The organism is Caulobacter hibisci, assembly GCF_016135805.1.
Taxonomy (GTDB): domain Bacteria; phylum Pseudomonadota; class Alphaproteobacteria; order Caulobacterales; family Caulobacteraceae; genus Caulobacter; species Caulobacter hibisci.
Window position 1 is genome coordinate 467,265 of sequence record NZ_JADWOX010000002.1, and the last position, 17,014, is coordinate 484,278.

The following is a 17,014-nucleotide window of genomic DNA, read 5'->3' on the forward strand; positions in this document are numbered from 1 at the left end:
CGCGACAGCTGATCAGCCGTCGCGGTGTTTCCGTATGTGCGACCCCTCACCCGACCTCCTTCGGAGGCCACCCTCTCCCGCAAGGGGAGATGGGGTTACAGATCCAGATCGTCCGCCGCGAAGGCCGCATTCTCCTGGATGAACTTGAAGCGCAGCTCGGGCTTGCGGCCCATCAGGGTCTCGACCAGGTCTTCCACCGACTCCTCGTGGCGCGGCAGGGTCACGCGCGCCAGGGTGCGGACGGCCGGGTCCATGGTGGTTTCCTTCAGCTGGGCGGCCATCATCTCGCCCAGGCCCTTGAAGCGGCCGATCTCGGGCTTCTTGCCCTTGAACATCGTGGCCAGCAGCTCGTCCTTGTGGGCGTCGTCGCGGGCGTATTCGGTCTTGCCGCCGTGGCTCAGGCGGTAGAGCGGCGGCAGGGCCAGATACAGCCGCCCGGCGCGGATCAGGTCCGGCATGGTGCGGTAGAAGAAGGTGATCAGCAGCGAGGCGATGTGGGCGCCGTCGACGTCGGCGTCGGTCATGATGATGATCCGCTCGTAGCGCAGATCCTCTTCACGGTACTTGCTGCCGCCCTGGGCTCCCAGGGCCAGCATCAGGTCCGACAGTTCCTTGTTGGCCGTGAACTTCTCGCCCGAGGCCGAGGCCACGTTCAGGATCTTGCCGCGCAGGGGCAGGATCGCCTGGTTCTTGCGGTTGCGGGCCTGCTTGGCCGAGCCGCCGGCCGAGTCGCCTTCGACGATGAACAGCTCCGCGCCGTCCACCGCGCCGCCGGCGCAGTCGGCCAGCTTGCCAGGCAGGCGCAGCTTGCGGGTCGCCGAGGCGCGGGAGACTTCCTTGTCCTTGCGGCGCTTGAGGCGTTCTTCGGCGCGCTCGACGACGAATTCCAGCAGGGCCTGGGCGGCCTTGGGGCTGGCGGTCAGCCAGTGGTCGAATGGGTCGCGCAGGGCGTTCTCGACGAAGCGCTGGGCCTCGGTCGTCGACAGCTTTTCCTTGGTCTGGCCCTGGAACTCGGGGTTCTTGATGAACACCGAGATCAGCGCGCCGGCCTGGGCCACCACGTCGTCGGCGGTGATGATCGCGCCGCGCTTCTCGCCCTTCAGTTCGGCATAGGCCTTGAGGCCGCGGGTCAGGGCGGCGCGGAAGCCGCTTTCGTGCGTGCCGCCCTCGGGGGTCGGCACGGTGTTGCAGTACGACTGCATGAAGCCGTCGTGTTCGCCGAAGCCGCGTGGGGTCCAGGTGACGGCCCACTCTACGGCGCCGGCCTCGCCCTGGCGCTCGATGCGGCCCGAGAAGCTGGTCGGGGTCACCGTCTCCAGCCCCTTGGTGCGCTCGGCCAGGAAGTCAGCCAGGCCGTTGGGGAAGTGGAAGGTCGCCTCGGGCGGGGTCTGGTCGTGGATGCGCTCCGGAGCGCAGGACCATTTGATCTGCACGCCGCGGAACAGATAGGCCTTCGACCGGGTCATCCGGTACAGGCGCGCCGGCTTGAAGGCGCAGCCCTCGCCGAAGATCTGCTCGTCGGGCTTGAAGCGCACCATGGTGCCGCGCTTCTTGCTGGGCTGGATCTTCTCGACGCCGCCCAGCGGCTTGCCGCGAGCGAAGCTCTGGCGGTGCTCGAAGCCGTCGCGCCAGACCGTCACCTCGACCAGTTCCGACAGGGCGTTGACGACGCTGGCGCCCACCCCGTGCAGGCCGCCCGAGGTCTCGTAGGCCTTGCCGCTGAACTTACCGCCCGCGTGCAGGACGGTCATGATCACTTCCAGCGCCGACTTGCCCGGATGCTTGGGGTGGGGATCCACCGGCATGCCGCGACCGTCGTCCTTGACCGACAGGTAGCCGTCAGCGTCGAGCTTGACCTCGATCAGCTTGGCGAAGCCGGCCACGGCCTCGTCCATCGAGTTGTCGAGCACTTCGGCGAACAGGTGGTGCAGGGCCCGCTCGTCGGTGCCGCCGATGTACATGCCCGGACGCATGCGCACGGGCTCCAGCCCTTCCAGCACCTCGATCGAGCTGGCGTCGTAGCCGCCCGAGGAGGGGGCGGCGGCCGGCTCGGCCTTGCCTGGAGGGGGCGGAGGCGGCGGCTGCGGCTTGGGCTCGGGATGGGGTTCGCGGGCGGGCAAGGGCGGGGCGCTCGGCGGCGCCAGGGCGTCGTCGTCGAACAGCGAGAACAGCGAGTTGGGATCTTTGGACGACATGGGGTGATTTTGCGGCGATTCGGGACTCTCGCCCCGTATGACCCGAGGCGCTCCCCAAGGAAAGCGTCGCCACGCGCTCGGCTGCACGTTTCCGGCGCGCGCACAAGCTTGACAACTATCACGTGTATTTGGGTTGTCTTGCCTCAGGGTTGATTCGATCGTCCCTCCACCGGCCCGCGCGACGGCCGGATCCAAGGGAGGAACAAGCCATGAGCACGCTGGAAGCGTCCGCCGGGGTCGACGACTTCACCACCACCGACTGCGGCTCCACCAACGGCACGGCCAACGGCAATCTGTCGGTCGGCGACGCGGTGTCGATCAACAACAACCAGGACCTCAGCTCGTGCATCGTCGGCAACAGCGAGGGCAAAGTCTACGGCATCCGGCTGGTCCCCAATTCCGGCATCTACAGCTACCGCGTCGACGTCGACGCCCAGGGCCCGGCCGGCATCGGCTCGGGCAGCATCAACCTGGCCTTCACCGACAAGACCGGCGACACCTACAAGCTGGCCATCACCAGCAGCCGCCGCTCGGAGCACACGGTCTCCTACAACAGCGACAACCCGACCATCGTGAAGATCACCTGGTCGACCTGATCCGGCCTGGAGCCGCCCGTGCCTGGGCGGCTCCGACGGTCTATGACTTCAAGGACGAGCCGGCCCTGGGTCAGGGCCGGCTGTCGGCGTCCGGTGCATACTGAATTTGATGAGGCGCTCCCCTGGAAGGCGCGCCCGAAACGGGAGGGTGTCGATGCGTGCGATCTTGGCGCCGGCGGTCTGCGCCGGTCTTCTGGGCCTGATGGCCCTTCCGTCGCCGGTTACGGCCGATACGGGCTATGCGGGGGTCTGGCGGCCGGGCGGCGGCGCCCAGTGGTGGCGATCGGGCATGACGCTCGACCAGTTCAAGGCCCAGGACAAGACCCACTTCGACAATGGCCTGCGCCTGCGTCGGTGTCGGTGAAGGGCGGCCGCTACGCCGCGATCTGGCGGCCCGGCAGCGGAACCCAGTGGTGGCGCGCGGGCATGACCCTGGACGAGCTGAAGGCCCAGGACACCACCTACTTCAACCAGGGCCTGAGGTTGACGGCGCTGGAGCTCGACGGCGGCCGCTTTACCGCCGTCTGGCGTCCGGGAAACGGCGCGCAGTGGTGGCGCACGGGCATGACGGTCGACCAGTTCAAGGCCCAGGACAAGACCCACTTCGACAATGGCCTGCGCCTGACCCTGCTGGAGGTCGACGGCGGCCGCTACACCGCCGTCTGGCGGCCGGGAAACGGCGCCCAGTGGTGGCGTTCGGGCATGACCGGGGCCGAGATCGAGGCCCAGGACCAGACCTATTTCAACCAGGGCCTGCGGCTGACCGCCCTGTCGGCCGACGGCGACCGCTACGCCGCCGTCTGGCGGCCCGGCTCGGGAACCCAGTGGTGGAGCCGCCGCCGCTGTGTCGTGGACTTCAAGACCGAGGACGCCGCCCATTTCGCCGACGGCCTGCGGATGGACTTCATCGAGCAGGAGGACAATGCCGTCGGCGCCTACCGCTATCCGTGGAAGAGCGGCGACAGCCGCAATGTCGGCCAGGGCAACAACAACGCCGGCGGTTCGCACACCGGCAGCCAGGCCTTCGCCTTCGACTTCTCGATGCCGGCCGGCACCCAGATCCGCGCGGTGCGCGGCGGTACGGTCGAGTGGCTGCAGGAAAGCCAGACCACCACCTACAACCCCAACGCCGCGACCACGCCCAGCAACACCCCATTCCCGGGCGGCAGCTTGCAGAACTGGGGCAATGCGGTGCGCATCCGCCATCCCGGCGGCTTCACCAGCTGGTACTTCCACATCCAGCCTAACGGCGTGCTGGTGAACGTCGGCGACACCGTCCAGCGCGGCCAGCCGATCGCCACCTCTGGCAACACTGGCCGCACCTCCGGCCCGCACCTGCACTTCCAGGTCCAGGCGGACTCGACCAACTGGGGGCAGTCGGTGGCGATCAGCTTCAACGACTGCCAGGTCCCGACGGGCGGCGACAGCGTGACGTCCAACAACGTCTGGCCGTAGGAGAGGCTAGCCGGTCTTGGCGGTCAGGGCCTCGCGTCGGGCGAAGACGCGGGTGACCTCGGCCATGTTCTCGGTGCCCCAGGTGCAGAGGGGCACGAGGGCCTGCGCCAGGCTGACACCCAGGGGCGTGAGGCTGTAGTCCACCCGCGGCGGCACCTCCTTGTAGTCGGTGCGCTTCACCAGGCCGTCGGCCTCCAGCTCCTTGAGCTGCTGGATCAGCATCTTGTCGCTGACGTCGCGCACGGCCCGGCGCAACTCGCCGTAGCGGGTGGGGCCGCCCTGGGCCAGGAAGTAGAGGATCAGCGGCTTCCACTTGCCGGCCACGACCCGCAGCGTGGCGTCGAGGCCGCAGGTGAAGCCCGGCAGGGTCGGGGTGCAGCTCTGGACCGGCTGCGAGACGGGGTCTGAACGATCTGACGACATTTCTGAGCACTTACCAAAAGGTGCATACTTGTCGATAGGTGGGTAGCTCTCCAGCTCAGTGCAACCTCAGTGAAGGAGCACATCATGAGCAGACTACAGGGCAAGACCGCGGTGATCACCGGCGGCGCGACCGGCATCGGCCTGGGCGCCGCCAAGCGGTTCATCGAGGAAGGCGCGTTCGTTTACCTCTTCGGTCGCCGACAGGAGCAACTCGACGCCGCCGTGGCCGAGCTTGGTCCCAACGCCCGCGCCGTGCAGGGCTCGGTGACCGATCTGGCCGATCTCGACCGCCTCTACGAGACGGTGAAGGCCGAACGCGGCGGGCTCGACATCCTGCTGGCCAACGCCGGCACGGGATCGTTCGTGCCGCTCGGCGAAATCACGCCGCAGCACTACGACCAGATCTTCGACGTCAATGTGAAGGGCCTGGTGTTCACGGTGCAGAAGGCCCTGCCGCTGATGGGGCAGGGCGGCTCGATCATCCTGACCGGGTCGAGCACCGGGGTCATGGGCACACCGGCCTTCAGCATCTACAGCGCCACCAAGGCGGCGGTTCGCAACCTGGCGCGCAGCTGGGCGCTGGACCTGCGCGGCACGGGCGTTCGCGTCAACGTGCTGTCGCCGGGGCCGATCACGACCGAGCTGGCGCTGGAGGTCCTGGGCGACGATGGGATCGCCGCCATGGGCGCCTCGACCGTGCTCGGCCGCATGGGCGAGCCGTCGGAGACCGGCGCGGTGGCCGCGTTCCTGGCTTCTTCAGACAGCAGCTTCATGACCGGCGGCGAGGTCTTCGTCGACGGCGGCCTGGCCCAGGTCTGAGGCCTCCAGGTCTGAGCCTCTAGGGCGCCAGTCAGGCGGGGGCGTAGATCAGCTTGATCACGCCCTCGCCGATGCGGTCGCTGGAGACCAGACGCAGCGGCGGCCGCGGACCGGCGAAGAACGGCGCGCCGCCGCCCAGCACGACGGGGTGGAGATAGATCCGGTACTCGTCGATCAGGCCAAGCTCGGTCAGGCTGCGCGCCAGGATCGGGCCGCCGACCTCGATCTCGCCGTCGACCGTCGCCTTCAGCTCGTGGACCGCCGCCGCGAGGTCGCCCTCGATCAGCGTGGCGTTGGGACCGACGGTCTTCAGCGAGCGCGAGACGACCCACTTGGGCTTGCTCCGCCACGCGGCCGCGAAGTCGCGCCGGGCTTCGTCCCACTCGGGACGATCCTCGTCCCAATAGCTCATGATCTCATAGAGGCGACGACCATAGAGGCTGCCCGCCAGGCCGCGCGTCTGGTCGATGAAGTGCTGGAAGAGCGTCGCGTCCGGGCCAAACCCTGTGTGGTCGACGTAGCCGTCCAGGGACTGGTTCATTCCGAACACCAGCTTCGCCATGCCGCAAGTCTCCATCCCGCCGCGGGAATCCTGGGCGACGGTGCGCGGAAACCGGGGGCGGCGCAATCGGCTCGCGGTTCGGTCGGTCAATGACCGTGAAGCGTTGGCGAAGGCGGTCTTCCACTCTACCGTTGCTTGAACAGGGCGTCGCACGGTGGGGAGTGTAGGTGGAGGATCTTTGGCTTGAGCATGTTCCGGAAGATCGCCTGAAGGAACTGTACGATCTCTATGTCCAGGAGTGGTGGACGCAATCGCGCCAGTTCGACGACGTGGTCAAGATGATCTCCCACTCTGATATCGTTCTGACCCGGTATTCCGAAGACGGCTGTATCATCGCCTTCGCCCGTGTGCTCACCGATTTCACGTTCAAGGCGATGATCTACGACGTCATCATCGCGGCCGACCATCGGGGAAGTGGCCTCGGCCAGGCGATCGTCGAGAAGATATTCAACCATCCGCTCCTGAGCACCGTCAAAAGCTTCGAGCTGTACTGCCCCGAACGCCTGATCCCGTTCTACGAGAAGCTCGATTTCAAGCGCGGGACCTCGGTCATCATGTCCCGCAAGCGCTAGGCCGGATCGACCTTCAGCAGCCTGAGTTCATTTTTCACCGCGCATCCCCGCGAAGGCGGGGATCCAAGCCGAGTCCGCGGATGGCGCACGGCCGCGCCGCCTCCGGAAAGTCAGCTTGGATCCCCGCCTTCGCGGGGAAAACGGAGGTGAGGGCAGGCCAAACGGTCAACGGTCTCCACCCAAGAAAAAGCCGCGACGCCTGGAAGCGTCGCGGCTCTCGTTCAGTACCGAAACCGACCCTAGCGGTAGGCTGGCGGCAGGCCGTTGTCGCCGGCGGCGTAGCGGTCGCGCAGCTGGGTCTGGCGGCTGTCGGCGGGCTGTTCGACGCCGCCGATGAACACCTTTTCGGCCCAGGTCGTGGTCTCCAGCGGATCGCCGGTCCAAAGCACCAGGTCGGCGGTCTTGCCGACATCGAGGGATCCGATCTTGTCGGCCATGCCCCAGATCTTGGCCGGCGTCAGGGTGATCGCCGCCAGGGCGGCCGGGTAGGGCAATCCGTTGGCGACGGCGAGGCCGGCGTTCAGCCGCTCCTGGCGCAGGTTGTTGAAGTCCCGCGCGCCGTTGATCGCCACGGTGACGCCGGCCGCGTTCAGGCGGGCGGCGTTGTCGAGGCGCGAGCCCAGGGTCTCGAAGCTGTCGGGCAGGTCGGCCTGGGTGTCGACGATCACCGGCACGCCGGCGCGGGCGATCTCCGGCGCGACGATCCAGCCTTCCTCGGCGCCTTCCAGCACGATCCTGATCTTCTCCTCGGCCGCCAGCTTGAGGGCCAGGCGGATGTCCGAAGCGCGGTGGGCGCGGATCAGCAGCGGGGTCTTGCCCTGCACCACCGGGACCAGGGCCTCCAGGTCGAGGCGCGAGAGGCCGTAGTCGCGGGTCGCGCCCTGCTCGAAGGCGGCGCGGTTGCGGGCATAGGCGCGGGCGTCCTCCAGGGCCGACTTGACCAGCACGATGGCCGCGCCGCGCGAGCCGCCGGCGGCGCGCGCCCCGGCCTCGCCCAGCGACAGGGTCACGGCTGTCTTGGACTTGGCGACGATGTCGGCCTCGCCGGCCTTCAGGCGAACGAAGGCGGCCTGACCGCCGAACAGCGGCGGATCGCCGCCGCCGTCCTTGCCGGCGGTCATCTCCTCGACCACGCCGTCGTCGGCATGCTCGTGGGCGCCGCCGCCCGCGCCCGACAGGATGGGGGTCACGGCCGAGGCGGTGACGCCGCCGTCGCGGGCCAGGCCGATCATCGGCGAGGCCGGGTTGACGCCATAGGCGATGTCGAAGCCAGCCGACAGCGCCGTGCCGGTGCCGTCGTCACGGGTCTCGCGCACGCCGCCGATCTCGGAGGCGCCGATATTCGACGACGGAGCCACCAGGCCCGGGGTCACGACCCCGCCCTTGGCGTCGATCACCGTGACGCCGGCAGGGACGGCCAGCCCGGCGCCGACGGCGGCGATCTTGCCGTCACGGACGACGATGGTCCCCGACGGGATGGCCGCGCTCGACACCGGCTCGATGCGGGCGTTGACGATGGCGAAGGTCTGGGCCGAAGCCGAGCCGGCCGCGAAGGCGCACAGGGCGGCGCCGGCGAGAAGAACCGAACGGATCATCAGTTGAACGCTCCCTGGCCGGGTTGGCCGAGCTCGAAGTCGGACTTGGGCTGATAGCGCTTGTCGTTGCGGTCGTAGGTCAGGGCGCCGTCGATATAGACCTGCTCGGCCTGGGCGTAGACGCTGAACGGATCGCGGCTCCAGACCACGATGTCGCCGGCCTTGCCGACCTCCAGGCTGCCGGTCATGTCGGCGATACCCATCGCCTTGGCCGGATTGGCCGTGATCCACTTGATGGCCTCGGCGCGGCTGATGCCGTAGCCCAGCTTGTTGCCGGCGGTCATGGCGATGGCGGCCTCCTGGTTGAGGCGCTGGGTCATGATCGGGTCGTCGGAGTGGATGACGACGCAGGCGCCGGCCTTCCAGACGATGGCGGCGTTGGCGTCGATGCCGTCCAGGCTTTCCATCTTGAAGCCGGTCCACGAGGCCCAGGTCGCCGAGCAGATGCCTTCCTTGGCCAGCAGGGGCGCGATCTTGTAGCTCTCCACCGCGTGGTGGAACATGGTGATCTTGTAGCCGAACTCCTTGGCCACATCGATCATCACCGCCTCTTCGTCGGCGCGGTAGCAGTGGTTCTGCACCAGGATCTCGCCCTTCAGCACGCCGGCCAGGGTTTCCAGCTGCAGGTCGCGCTTGGGCGGATCGCCCTTCTCGCCCTTTTCCTTCTTGGCGCGGTAGTCGTCCCACTTGCGGGCGTAGTCGGCGGCGTCGATCCAGGCCTTGCGATAACCGTAGACATTGCCCATCGCCGTCGAGGGCGAGCGGCCCTTGCCGCCGTAGACGCGCTTGGGGTTCTCGCCGCAGGCCATCTTCAGGCCGTAGGGCGCGCCGGGGAACTTCATGCCCTGCATGGTCAGCGAGGGCACGTTCTTCAGGGTCACCGAGCGGCCGCCGAACAGGTTGGCGCTGCCGGGGAGGATCTGAAGCGTGGTCACCCCGCCGGCGCGGGCGCGGTTGAAGCCCGGGTCCTGCGGCCACACCGAATGCTCGGACCAGACCTGGGCGGTGTTGGGATCGGTGGCCTCGTTGCCGTCCGACTTGGCCGAAACGCCGGGCGAGGGATAGACGCCCAGGTGGCTGTGGGCGTCGATGACGCCGGGGGTGATCCACTTGCCCTTGGCGTCGATGGTGGTGACACCGGCCGGGATGGCGGTGTCGGGACCGCCGACGGCGACGATCTTGCCGTCCTGCACGACGACCACGCCGTTCTCGATCTGCTGGCCGGTCGCGGTCAGCACCGTGGCGCCGACGAAGGCGGTTGGGCGCGAGGGCAGGGGGGCGTAGGTCGAGGGGAAGCCCGACGAGGCGTCGCCGTCCAGGCCCTTGGGCAGCGGCTTGGCCTCGGCCTTCTCGGCCGGCTTGGCCGTGGGCTGCGGCTTGGCCGTCGTCCCGGTCGTGGCGCAGGCGGCAAGCCCCAGCGCCAGCAGACTGACGGCCGCGGCCGTCTTACCCCATCGTGTCATGAACTTTCCCCGACTCTCGGAAGAGGCGGCGAGGACAGACTAAATCAGACCCCTGATCAAGCCGATCCGCGCCCCATTTTTCCCCGATCGCGACGTTTGTCTGTCGCTTGCGCTTCGTGCGAAGGTCGCGTCCTGACGTTGAATCGATGCGGGAGGAGATCATGAGCTTGCGATCCTGGATCGGCCTGGCGGCCGCCGTCCTGCTCACCGCCTGCGCGGCCCAGCCTGCCGGTCCGTCCGCGCCTGCGCCCGGCGCCCCGCCGCCGATGTCGCGCGTCCCGGTCGCCGAGGGCGGCATGTGCGGCGGCATCGCCGGCTTCCAGTGCCAGGCGGACCTGTCCTGCGTCATGCCGGCCGGCGCCTGCAGGACCGTGGCCGACGCCTCGGGGATCTGCCGCAAGCGGCCTCAGGTCTGCACCATGGACTACCGCCCCGTCTGCGGCTGCGACGGCAAGACCTACGGCAACGCCTGCGGCGCGGCCGGCAAGGGCGTCAGCGTCGCCCACGAGGGCGAGTGCAAGCCGCAATGAGCGACATGCTGACAGGAATGGACCGGCGAACGGTGCTAGTCGCCGCCGCCGCCGCCGCGCTGACCCCATCGCTGGCCGCCGCAGGAGAAAAGACGATGTACGGACTGATCGGCCAGATGAAGGCCGCCCCCGGCAAGCGCGACGACCTCGTGGCCATCCTCAAGGAAGGCACGGGGAGCATGCCCGGCTGCCTGTCCTACATCCTGGCGCTCGACCCGACCGACGCCGACGCGATCTGGATCACCGAGGTCTGGACCGACAAGGACAGCCACGCCGCCTCCCTGAAGCTGCCGTCCGTGCAGGCCGCCATCGCGAAGGCCCGCCCGATCATCGCCGGCTTCGGCCATCGGTTCGAGACGACGCCGGTGGGCGGGGTGGGGATCTGATCCCCACATCCGAGACGCGTCCCCTATCCATGTCGGAGACACCATGATCGCAGCCCTGCTTGCCGCCATCGCCCTCGACGGTTCGGCCTTGCCGCCCGGTGATCCCGGCGCAGAGGTCCGGTCGTCGATCGCTGTTGCGAGCTCGGCGCCGCAAGCGCTCGACCCGACCATCGTCAAGGCGGTCGAGGCCGCCGCCTATGACTATGTGGACGGCCAGCTGGAAGGCGATGCCGCCCGTGTCGCCCGCATCCTGCACCCTGACCTCGCCAAGCGCGCCGTGCGGTCGCGGCCCGATCCGGACGAGGTGCTGGGCCTCAGGCGCATGAGCCGCGACGAGCTGGTGGACCTGACGCGGCAGGGCGCGCTGAAGACGCCGCGCGAGCAGTGGGACCGCAGCGTGCGGGTCCTGGACGTCGCCGGCAACGCGGCGGTGGCGCGGGTCGAGACGCCCTGGTTCGTCGACTACCTCAATTTCGGCCGGTTCGAAGGTCGCTGGGTGATCGTCAACGCGCTGTGGTACGCCAAGCCCAAGCCCGTGAAGTCCTAGTCCACATATCGCTCCGTCACCGCCCCATCCAGCCGCCGCACCCGCGCGGCCGCCAAAACCTCCGGCTCCATTAGCCGGGCGTTGACGCCCATCTTGTCGCGCGCCGGATCGTTCGAGCTCCAGTGGGTGACGCAGCCGCAGGCGCGGCAGCGGTGGAAGGCGATCGAGCGGTCGTCCCATTCGTAGGTGTCGGTTGGGCCGCCATCGACGCGGCGCACCAGCGTCGGGCTGTAGTAGGCCCACAGCACGCCGTAGCGGCGGCAGATTGAGCAGTTGCAGTCGGTGACCTCGTTCGGCGCGGTCTCGATCTCGAAGGCCACGGCCCCGCAGTGGCAGCTGGCGACGATCATGTTCGGCTCTCCAAAAGGAAAGGGCCCGAAGCTTGCGCTCCGGGCCCCGCCCCTAGTGCATCAGGCCGTAAGGCTTAGCACTTGTAGTACATCTCGAATTCGACCGGGTGCGGGTGCAGTTGCAGACGCATCACTTCTTCCATCTTCAGCTCGATGTAGCTGTCGATGAAGTCGTCGTCCATGACGCCGCCGGCCTTCAGGAAGGCGCGGTCCTTGTCCAGGCTTTCCAGGGCTTCGCGCAGCGAGCCGCAGACTTCCGGGATCTTCTTCTGCTCGCGGGGCGGCAGGTCGTAGAGGTTCTTGTCGGCCGGAGCGCCCGGGTCGATCTTGTTGATGATGCCGTCCAGGCCGGCCATCAGCAGGGCGACGAAGGTCAGGTACGGGTTGCCCATCGGGTCGGGGAAGCGGGCTTCCAGACGCTTGGCCTTCGGCGAGTCGACGTGCGGGATGCGGATCGAGGCCGAGCGGTTGCGCGACGAGTAAGCCAGCTTCACCGGGGCTTCGTAGCCCGGCACCAGGCGCTTGTAGCTGTTGGTGGTCGAGTTCGAGAAGGCGTTGATGGCCTTGGCGTGCTTGATGATGCCGCCAATGTACCACAGGCACTCTTGGCTCAGGCCGGCGTACTTGTCGCCGGCGAACAGCGGCTTGCCGTCCTGCCAGATCGACTGGTGCACGTGCATGCCCGAGCCGTTGTCGGCGAACATCGGCTTGGCCATGAAGGTGGCCGTCTTGCCGTAGGCGTGGGCCACGTTGTGGATCACGTACTTATAGAGCTGCATGCGGTCGGCCATGGTGACCATGGTGTCGAACTTCAGGCCGAGCTCGTGCTGGGCGGGCGCCACTTCGTGGTGGTGCTTTTCCGGCTTCATGCCCAGCTCGCCCATGACGGCCAGCATTTCGCCGCGCAGGTCTTGAGCCGAGTCGACGGGGTTGACCGGGAAGTAGCCGCCCTTGGGGCCCGGGCGATGGCCCATGTTGCCTTCCGGATAGACCTTGCCCGAGTTGACCGGCAGTTCGCTCGAGTCGAACGAGTAGCCGGTGTTTTCCGGAGCGGTCGACCAGCGCACGTCGTCGAAGATGAAGAATTCGGCTTCCGGGCCGAAGTAGACGGTGTCGCCCACGCCCGCCGACTTCACGTAGTTCAGCGCGGCCTTGGCGATCGAGCGCGGGTCGCGGTTGTAGGGGGTGCCGTCGTCCGGGTTCACGACGTCGCAGAACAGCGCCAGGGTGGTCTGCTGGTAGAACGGGTCGATGATGGCCGAGGTCAGGTCCGGACGCAGCTTCATGTCCGACTCGTTGATGGCCTTCCAGCCGGCGATCGACGAACCGTCGAACATCGTGCCGTCGTTGAGGAAGTCGTCATCGACCAGGTCGATGTCGAAGGTCACGTGCTGCATCTTGCCGCGAACGTCCGTGAAACGAACGTCGACGTACTTCACGTCCTTTTCCTTGATCAGGTCCAGGATTTCCTTGGCGGTGCTCATTGATATCCCCTTTGAGCGAGTAAAGTCTGAGGATTGCCGTTGATTAGACGGCGGACGGACCGGTTTCGCCGGTCCGGATACGGACGACTTCGGTGATCTCCGAGACGAAGATCTTGCCGTCGCCGATGCGGCCCGTGCGGGCGGCGTTGGTGATCGCCTCGAGGGCGGGCTCGAGCTGGCTGTCCTCGACGACCACCTCGACCTTGATCTTGGGCAGGAAGTCCACGACGTACTCGGCGCCGCGATAGAGCTCGGTGTGGCCCTTCTGGCGGCCGTAGCCCTTGGCTTCCAGCACGGTCATGCCCTGCACGCCCATGTCCTGGAGGGCCTCTTTGACCTCATCCAGCTTGAACGGCTTGATGACGGCTTCGATCTTTTTCATCGGTCTCTTCCGCGCCCATCGGCGCTTGCGCCTCTGACTTTGAGCGGCAAGGATCACGCCGCCCGGGACGTCACAAGTCGGCCGTCTTGCGATTGTCGCGCTTCGGACGACGGTTTTGGCATATGATCAGAACTTGATCGGCATTTGACCGAAAAATATGCATTTCGGAATTGCGGCTGAAATCGGCCTTGCCGCGCTCCGAACCCCGCCTAGGATCGCGAAAACGATCGTTTGAACGGGGGTGAACATGCGCGACGAGACGTTGGTTTTGATCGGCGCGGGCCAGTTCACGTTTCGGGGATCAGCCGAAAATTCGCCCTCCGTGCTGGAATTGCTGAGAATTGCGGCGAAATGCGCTGTCGCGGGCAGCCGCCTGCGGGGGATGGTTCTTGCGCGTTTGCAGGCTCTGGTGGTCGTAGCGTTCGGCGGCGAAGCCGCGAGCGGGGTTTCGGGGCCGCCGCGTTCCTGCCTTCTGAAACACCTCGCCGCGAGGGCCGCCTGATGGGCGGCCGCGTGCAGGTCATCCGTCACGGCAAGCCGGCCGCGACCTGGGGCGGCGACGACGAGGATCCGGGCCTCGACGCCGTGGGGCAAGAACAGGCGAGGGCGGTCGCCGCCGTCCTGGCCGCCCTGCCGACCGCCGAGCGTCCGACCCGAGTCGTCTCCTCGCCCCTGCGCCGCTGCCGCGAGACCGCCGCGCCGCTGGCGGCGATCCTGGGCGTCGCGGTCGAGATCGAGCCGGCCGTCGGCGAGATCCCCACGCCCGCCGCTCTTTCAACCGAAGCGCGGCCCGCCTGGCTGAAGCAGGCCTTCGCCGGCGACTGGGCCGACATCGAGGGCGATCGCGACTACCTGGCCTGGACCCGCGAGGTCGCCGCCGCCCTGGCGCGATACGAGGGATGCGCGGTCTTCAGCCACTTCGTCGCCCTCAACGCCGCCGTGGCGGCGGCGGAAGGAACGGCCGCCGTCCTGGCCTTCCGGCCCGACCATGCCAGCGTCACGACCTTCGAAGTCGTCGACAACGCCCTGCGGCTGATCGACAAGGGAAGGGAAGCCTCCACCGGCGTTCTTTGATGGAGCCACCGTGTCCCGCCAGATCATGCCCCGCCACATCATGAGCGTCACGGAGATGAAGGCGGCCGACGCGGCGGCTGTGGCGGCGGGAACCCCGGCGACGACGCTGATGGAGCGGGCTGGCCAGGGCGCGGCCGACGCTATCCGCGCCCGCTGGGCGCGCCGGCCCGTCGTCATCTGGTGCGGTCCCGGCGACAACGGCGGCGACGGCTATGTCATCGCCCGCCATCTGCGCCGGCGCGGCTGGCCCGTAAGGGTCGAGGCCCTGGCGCCGCCGGCCTCCACCTCGTGTCGCTGGGCCGCCGAGCGCTGGCGCAGCGAGGTCCATGCCCTGAACCCCGCCGTTACGCCGGCCGACCTCTATATAGATGCGCTGTTCGGCGCGGGCCTGTCGCGGCCGCTGGAGGGCGCCGCCGACGACCTAGCGCGGGCCGCCGAGGGGCTGTCGGCGCGCATCGTCGCCATCGACACGCCCAGCGGCATCCATGGCGACACCGGCCGGCCGATCGACGGCCGCGCCCTGGCGGCGGCGCTGACCGTCACCTTCCATCGCCGCAAGCCCGCCCACGTCCTTGCGCCCGGCCGCGCCGCTTGCGGCGAGGTCGAGGTGATCGACATCGGTCTGACCGACGTCGCCGCGGGAACCCTGTTCGAGAACGATCCGTCGCTGTGGGGCGCGCGCTTTCCCTGGCCCTCGACTGACGCCCACAAGCATGCGCGCGGCCGCCTGTTGGTGGTCAGCGGCGAAGCCTGGAGCACCGGCGCGGCGCGGCTGTCGGCGCGGGCCGGTCTGAGGATCGGGGCCGGGGTCGTCACCCTGCTGTCGCCGCCCGGCGCCCTGGCGATCAACGCCGCCCACCTGGAAGCCGTCATGCTGGCCCCATTCGAGACCGACGCTGAACTGGCCGAACGCGCCGCCAACGCCGCCGCGGCGGTGATCGGTCCGGCGGCCGGGCTGGGGGAGGCGACGGCGCGCAACCTCACGGCCCTGGCCGGCACGGGCGCGGCCCTGGTGGTCGACGCCGACGCCCTGACCAGTTTCGCCCACGCGCCCGACCAGCTCTTCGCCCGCCTCGACCGCGACGACGTGCTGACCCCGCACCCGGGCGAGTTCGAGCGGCTGTTTCCCGGCCTGCTGAAGTCCGCGCCCGAACGCATCGCCGCCGCCCGCCAGGCTGCTCGGCAAGCCGGGGCGATCGTGCTGCTGAAGGGCCCCGACACGGTGATCGCCGCTCCCGACGGCCGCGCGGCGGTGAACCTCAACGGCGCGCCCTGGCTGGCTACGGCAGGTTCCGGCGACGTGCTGGCCGGCTTCATCGCTGGCCTCGCCGCCCAAGGCATGGACAGCTTCGACGCCGCCTGCGCCGGGGCGTGGATCCATGCCGAGTGCGGGGCGGCGCATGGGCCGGGGTTGATCGCCGAGGACCTGCCGGGCCTGGCCCCGGCGGTGTTGAAGCGGCTGTGGGACCAACGCGCCAACCCTCTCCCATAGGGAGAGGGAGGGGCCCATGCGCAGCATGGGAGGGTGAGGGGTTACAAACTTTCCGGACCGGGCAGGGGGGGGCAAGAGCGTCAGACGGCGTACGCCCTCACCCTCCCATCCCGACATGCGTCGGGACGGGCCCCTCCCTCTCCCCACGGGAGAGGGGCTGAAGTCAGCCCCCGATCGCGTCCATCTCGAACGGCGTGGTCTGGTAGACTTCGTTGAGCCAGTTGGCGAATAGCAGGTGGGCGTGGCTGCGCCAGCGGTTGCGGGGCGCGCGGGTCGGGTCGTCCCCCGGGAAGTAGTGGGCCGGCGGCGGCGTGGTCGGGTCGATCAGGCTGTCGCGGGCGTATTCGGCCGCCAGGGTGCCGGTCTCGTATTCCGGATGGTTGAACATGTATAGCCAGCGGCGGCGGATGTCCTCGAGCAGGCACAGGCCCGATTCCTCGGACTCGAGCAGCACGCGCAGGGAGCCATCGGCCGGCAGGTCCTCGGGCCGCACCTCGGTCCAGCGCGACACCGGAATGTCGATCTCGTCGGCCAGGCCGCGTAGATAGGGCGAGGCCGGTTCGAGATTGGCGTGCGGAAAGACGCCGGAGCATTTTTTCGAGAGCACATGCTTGGGCACGCCGTGGAAGTGCCTCACGCCGGCCTGGGCGCCCCAGCACACCGCCAGACCCGCATGCACGTGGGTCTGGGTCCAGTCGAAGATCTGGGTCAGCTCGTCCCAGTAGCCGACCTCCTCGAAGGCCAGGGTCTCGACCGGCGCGCCGGTGACGATCAGCCCGTCGAAGCGCTCGCCCTTCACCTCTTCCCAGGGGCGATAGAAGGCCAGCATGTGCTCGGCCGAGGTGGTCTTGGGCGAATGGCTGGACAGCTGGATCAGCGACAGCTCCACCTGCAGCGGGCTGGCGCCCAGCAGACGCGCGAAGTGCCGCTCGGTGGCCGGCTTGTCGGGCATCAGGTTCAAGAGGCCGATGCGCAAGGGGCGGATGTCCTGGCGGGCGGCTTCGGTGTCGGCCATCAGCGACAGGCCTTCGGCTTCCAGCAGGGCGCGGGCCGGCAGGTTGTCGGGAATCTTGATGGGCATGGCTTGCG

General features: G+C 68.4%; 20 protein-coding genes. 11 read left to right on the forward strand and 9 right to left on the reverse strand.

From position 1 onward, the window contains the following. Positions 1-95 precede the first annotated feature (95 nt). Complete coding sequence (gene parE / locus I4Q42_RS05250; RefSeq protein ID WP_198575008.1) at positions 96-2,195, reverse strand: DNA topoisomerase IV subunit B; 2,100 nt, start codon at positions 2,193-2,195, stop codon at positions 96-98. Between the two features lie 209 nt (positions 2,196-2,404). Here parE and I4Q42_RS05255 point away from each other — a divergent pair, with 209 nt between their 5' ends. The 3 genes from I4Q42_RS05255 (at position 2,405) to I4Q42_RS05265 (ending at position 4,246) form a co-directional block, all read left to right on the forward strand. Continuing rightward, positions 2,405-2,791, forward strand: a complete 387-nt coding sequence (locus tag I4Q42_RS05255) for a hypothetical protein (protein ID WP_198575009.1) — start codon at positions 2,405-2,407, stop codon at positions 2,789-2,791. A 154-nt stretch (positions 2,792-2,945) separates the two neighbouring features. Then, positions 2,946-3,155 (forward strand): hypothetical protein, encoded by a 210-nt coding sequence (locus I4Q42_RS05260; RefSeq protein ID WP_198575010.1) that lies wholly within the window; start codon positions 2,946-2,948, stop codon positions 3,153-3,155. After that, positions 3,146-4,246, forward strand: coding sequence for a M23 family metallopeptidase (locus tag I4Q42_RS05265; protein WP_198575011.1), 1,101 nt, complete (start codon positions 3,146-3,148; stop codon positions 4,244-4,246). The genes I4Q42_RS05260 and I4Q42_RS05265 overlap by 10 nt, the downstream gene beginning before the upstream one ends. A gap of 6 nt (positions 4,247-4,252) precedes the next feature. Here I4Q42_RS05265 and I4Q42_RS05270 read toward each other — a convergent pair whose 3' ends face one another. Next, positions 4,253-4,669 carry a winged helix-turn-helix transcriptional regulator gene (locus I4Q42_RS05270; RefSeq protein WP_198575012.1) on the reverse strand — a complete coding sequence of 139 codons (417 nt, stop codon included), beginning with the start codon at positions 4,667-4,669 and terminating at the stop codon, positions 4,253-4,255. 84 nt (positions 4,670-4,753) lie between these two features. On the opposite strand from I4Q42_RS05270, the gene I4Q42_RS05275 reads away from it, so the two are divergent. Then, positions 4,754-5,488, forward strand: coding sequence for an SDR family NAD(P)-dependent oxidoreductase (locus I4Q42_RS05275; RefSeq protein ID WP_198575013.1), 735 nt, complete (start codon positions 4,754-4,756; stop codon positions 5,486-5,488). Between the two features lie 31 nt (positions 5,489-5,519). Here I4Q42_RS05275 and I4Q42_RS05280 read toward each other — a convergent pair whose 3' ends face one another. Further along, on the reverse strand, positions 5,520-6,050 hold the full coding sequence (locus I4Q42_RS05280; protein WP_198575014.1) for a dihydrofolate reductase family protein: 531 nt from the start codon (positions 6,048-6,050) through the stop codon (positions 5,520-5,522). A 167-nt stretch (positions 6,051-6,217) separates the two neighbouring features. On the opposite strand from I4Q42_RS05280, the gene I4Q42_RS05285 reads away from it, so the two are divergent. Then, positions 6,218-6,622 (forward strand): GNAT family N-acetyltransferase, encoded by a 405-nt coding sequence (locus tag I4Q42_RS05285; RefSeq protein WP_198575015.1) that lies wholly within the window; start codon positions 6,218-6,220, stop codon positions 6,620-6,622. 239 nt (positions 6,623-6,861) lie between these two features. Here the strand turns inward: I4Q42_RS05285 and I4Q42_RS05290 are convergent, their stop codons facing one another. Then, on the reverse strand, positions 6,862-8,217 hold the full coding sequence (locus I4Q42_RS05290) for an amidohydrolase family protein (RefSeq protein ID WP_198575016.1): 1,356 nt from the start codon (positions 8,215-8,217) through the stop codon (positions 6,862-6,864). Further along, complete coding sequence (locus I4Q42_RS05295; protein WP_198575017.1) at positions 8,217-9,680, reverse strand: amidohydrolase; 1,464 nt, start codon at positions 9,678-9,680, stop codon at positions 8,217-8,219. Before I4Q42_RS05295 ends, I4Q42_RS05290 begins: the two co-directional genes overlap by 1 nt. A gap of 161 nt (positions 9,681-9,841) precedes the next feature. Here I4Q42_RS05295 and I4Q42_RS05300 point away from each other — a divergent pair, with 161 nt between their 5' ends. From I4Q42_RS05300 to I4Q42_RS05310, 3 genes are read left to right on the forward strand one after another with little or no spacing between them, the layout of a single operon-like run. Next, a complete protein-coding gene (locus I4Q42_RS05300) occupies positions 9,842-10,210 on the forward strand; it encodes a Kazal-type serine protease inhibitor family protein (protein ID WP_198575018.1) in 369 nt (122 codons plus the stop codon). Beyond that, the gene (locus tag I4Q42_RS05305) at positions 10,207-10,596 is read left to right on the forward strand and encodes a putative quinol monooxygenase (protein WP_198575019.1); all 390 of its coding nucleotides are present in this window, start codon (positions 10,207-10,209) and stop codon (positions 10,594-10,596) included. The genes I4Q42_RS05300 and I4Q42_RS05305 overlap by 4 nt, the downstream gene beginning before the upstream one ends. Before the next feature lie 43 nt (positions 10,597-10,639). Next, the gene (locus tag I4Q42_RS05310) at positions 10,640-11,143 is read left to right on the forward strand and encodes a nuclear transport factor 2 family protein (protein ID WP_198575020.1); all 504 of its coding nucleotides are present in this window, start codon (positions 10,640-10,642) and stop codon (positions 11,141-11,143) included. Here I4Q42_RS05310 and I4Q42_RS05315 read toward each other — a convergent pair. The 3 genes from I4Q42_RS05315 to I4Q42_RS05325 form a co-directional block, all read right to left on the reverse strand. Next, positions 11,140-11,493 carry a GFA family protein gene (locus tag I4Q42_RS05315; RefSeq protein ID WP_198575021.1) on the reverse strand — a complete coding sequence of 118 codons (354 nt, stop codon included), beginning with the start codon at positions 11,491-11,493 and terminating at the stop codon, positions 11,140-11,142. The genes I4Q42_RS05310 and I4Q42_RS05315 overlap by 4 nt on opposite strands. A gap of 74 nt (positions 11,494-11,567) precedes the next feature. Continuing rightward, positions 11,568-12,977: a type I glutamate--ammonia ligase gene (gene glnA / locus I4Q42_RS05320; protein WP_198575022.1), complete on the reverse strand. Its 1,410-nt coding sequence runs from the start codon at positions 12,975-12,977 to the stop codon at positions 11,568-11,570. A 43-nt stretch (positions 12,978-13,020) separates the two neighbouring features. Then, entirely contained in the window at positions 13,021-13,359 is a 339-nt protein-coding gene (locus I4Q42_RS05325) for a P-II family nitrogen regulator (RefSeq protein WP_035089775.1), read from the reverse strand. Positions 13,360-13,606: 247 nt separating this feature from the next. Between I4Q42_RS05325 and I4Q42_RS05330 the strand changes: the two genes are divergently transcribed. The 3 genes from I4Q42_RS05330 to I4Q42_RS05340 are packed head-to-tail and all read left to right on the forward strand — an operon-like array spanning position 13,607 to position 15,925. Then, entirely contained in the window at positions 13,607-13,861 is a 255-nt protein-coding gene (locus I4Q42_RS05330) for a hypothetical protein (protein WP_198575023.1), read from the forward strand. Next, positions 13,861-14,433 (forward strand): histidine phosphatase family protein, encoded by a 573-nt coding sequence (locus I4Q42_RS05335; RefSeq protein WP_198575024.1) that lies wholly within the window; start codon positions 13,861-13,863, stop codon positions 14,431-14,433. The genes I4Q42_RS05330 and I4Q42_RS05335 overlap by 1 nt, the downstream gene beginning before the upstream one ends. Before the next feature lie 25 nt (positions 14,434-14,458). Continuing rightward, positions 14,459-15,925: an NAD(P)H-hydrate dehydratase gene (locus I4Q42_RS05340; RefSeq protein ID WP_198575177.1), complete on the forward strand. Its 1,467-nt coding sequence runs from the start codon at positions 14,459-14,461 to the stop codon at positions 15,923-15,925. 163 nt (positions 15,926-16,088) lie between these two features. Here the strand turns inward: I4Q42_RS05340 and I4Q42_RS05345 are convergent, their stop codons facing one another. Then, entirely contained in the window at positions 16,089-17,006 is a 918-nt protein-coding gene (locus tag I4Q42_RS05345; protein ID WP_198575025.1) for a homoserine O-acetyltransferase/O-succinyltransferase family protein, read from the reverse strand. Positions 17,007-17,014 lie beyond the last annotated feature (8 nt).

Coding starts and splice junctions, on each gene's coding strand:
- parE (WP_198575008.1), bottom strand. CDS start 2,195: ATGTCGTCCAAAGATCCCAACTCGCTGTTCTCGCTGTTCGACGACGAC.
- I4Q42_RS05255 (WP_198575009.1), top strand. CDS start 2,405: ATGAGCACGCTGGAAGCGTCCGCCGGGGTCGACGACTTCACCACCACC.
- I4Q42_RS05260 (WP_198575010.1), top strand. CDS start 2,946: ATGCGTGCGATCTTGGCGCCGGCGGTCTGCGCCGGTCTTCTGGGCCTG.
- I4Q42_RS05270 (WP_198575012.1), bottom strand. CDS start 4,669: ATGTCGTCAGATCGTTCAGACCCCGTCTCGCAGCCGGTCCAGAGCTGC.
- I4Q42_RS05275 (WP_198575013.1), top strand. CDS start 4,754: ATGAGCAGACTACAGGGCAAGACCGCGGTGATCACCGGCGGCGCGACC.
- I4Q42_RS05280 (WP_198575014.1), bottom strand. CDS start 6,050: ATGGCGAAGCTGGTGTTCGGAATGAACCAGTCCCTGGACGGCTACGTC.
- I4Q42_RS05290 (WP_198575016.1), bottom strand. CDS start 8,217: ATGATCCGTTCGGTTCTTCTCGCCGGCGCCGCCCTGTGCGCCTTCGCG.
- I4Q42_RS05295 (WP_198575017.1), bottom strand. CDS start 9,680: ATGACACGATGGGGTAAGACGGCCGCGGCCGTCAGTCTGCTGGCGCTG.
- I4Q42_RS05300 (WP_198575018.1), top strand. CDS start 9,842: ATGAGCTTGCGATCCTGGATCGGCCTGGCGGCCGCCGTCCTGCTCACC.
- I4Q42_RS05305 (WP_198575019.1), top strand. CDS start 10,207: ATGAGCGACATGCTGACAGGAATGGACCGGCGAACGGTGCTAGTCGCC.
- I4Q42_RS05310 (WP_198575020.1), top strand. CDS start 10,640: ATGATCGCAGCCCTGCTTGCCGCCATCGCCCTCGACGGTTCGGCCTTG.
- I4Q42_RS05315 (WP_198575021.1), bottom strand. CDS start 11,493: ATGATCGTCGCCAGCTGCCACTGCGGGGCCGTGGCCTTCGAGATCGAG.
- glnA (WP_198575022.1), bottom strand. CDS start 12,977: ATGAGCACCGCCAAGGAAATCCTGGACCTGATCAAGGAAAAGGACGTG.
- I4Q42_RS05325 (WP_035089775.1), bottom strand. CDS start 13,359: ATGAAAAAGATCGAAGCCGTCATCAAGCCGTTCAAGCTGGATGAGGTC.
- I4Q42_RS05330 (WP_198575023.1), top strand. CDS start 13,607: ATGCGCGACGAGACGTTGGTTTTGATCGGCGCGGGCCAGTTCACGTTT.
- I4Q42_RS05335 (WP_198575024.1), top strand. CDS start 13,861: ATGGGCGGCCGCGTGCAGGTCATCCGTCACGGCAAGCCGGCCGCGACC.
- I4Q42_RS05340 (WP_198575177.1), top strand. CDS start 14,459: ATGCCCCGCCACATCATGAGCGTCACGGAGATGAAGGCGGCCGACGCG.
- I4Q42_RS05345 (WP_198575025.1), bottom strand. CDS start 17,006: ATGCCCATCAAGATTCCCGACAACCTGCCGGCCCGCGCCCTGCTGGAA.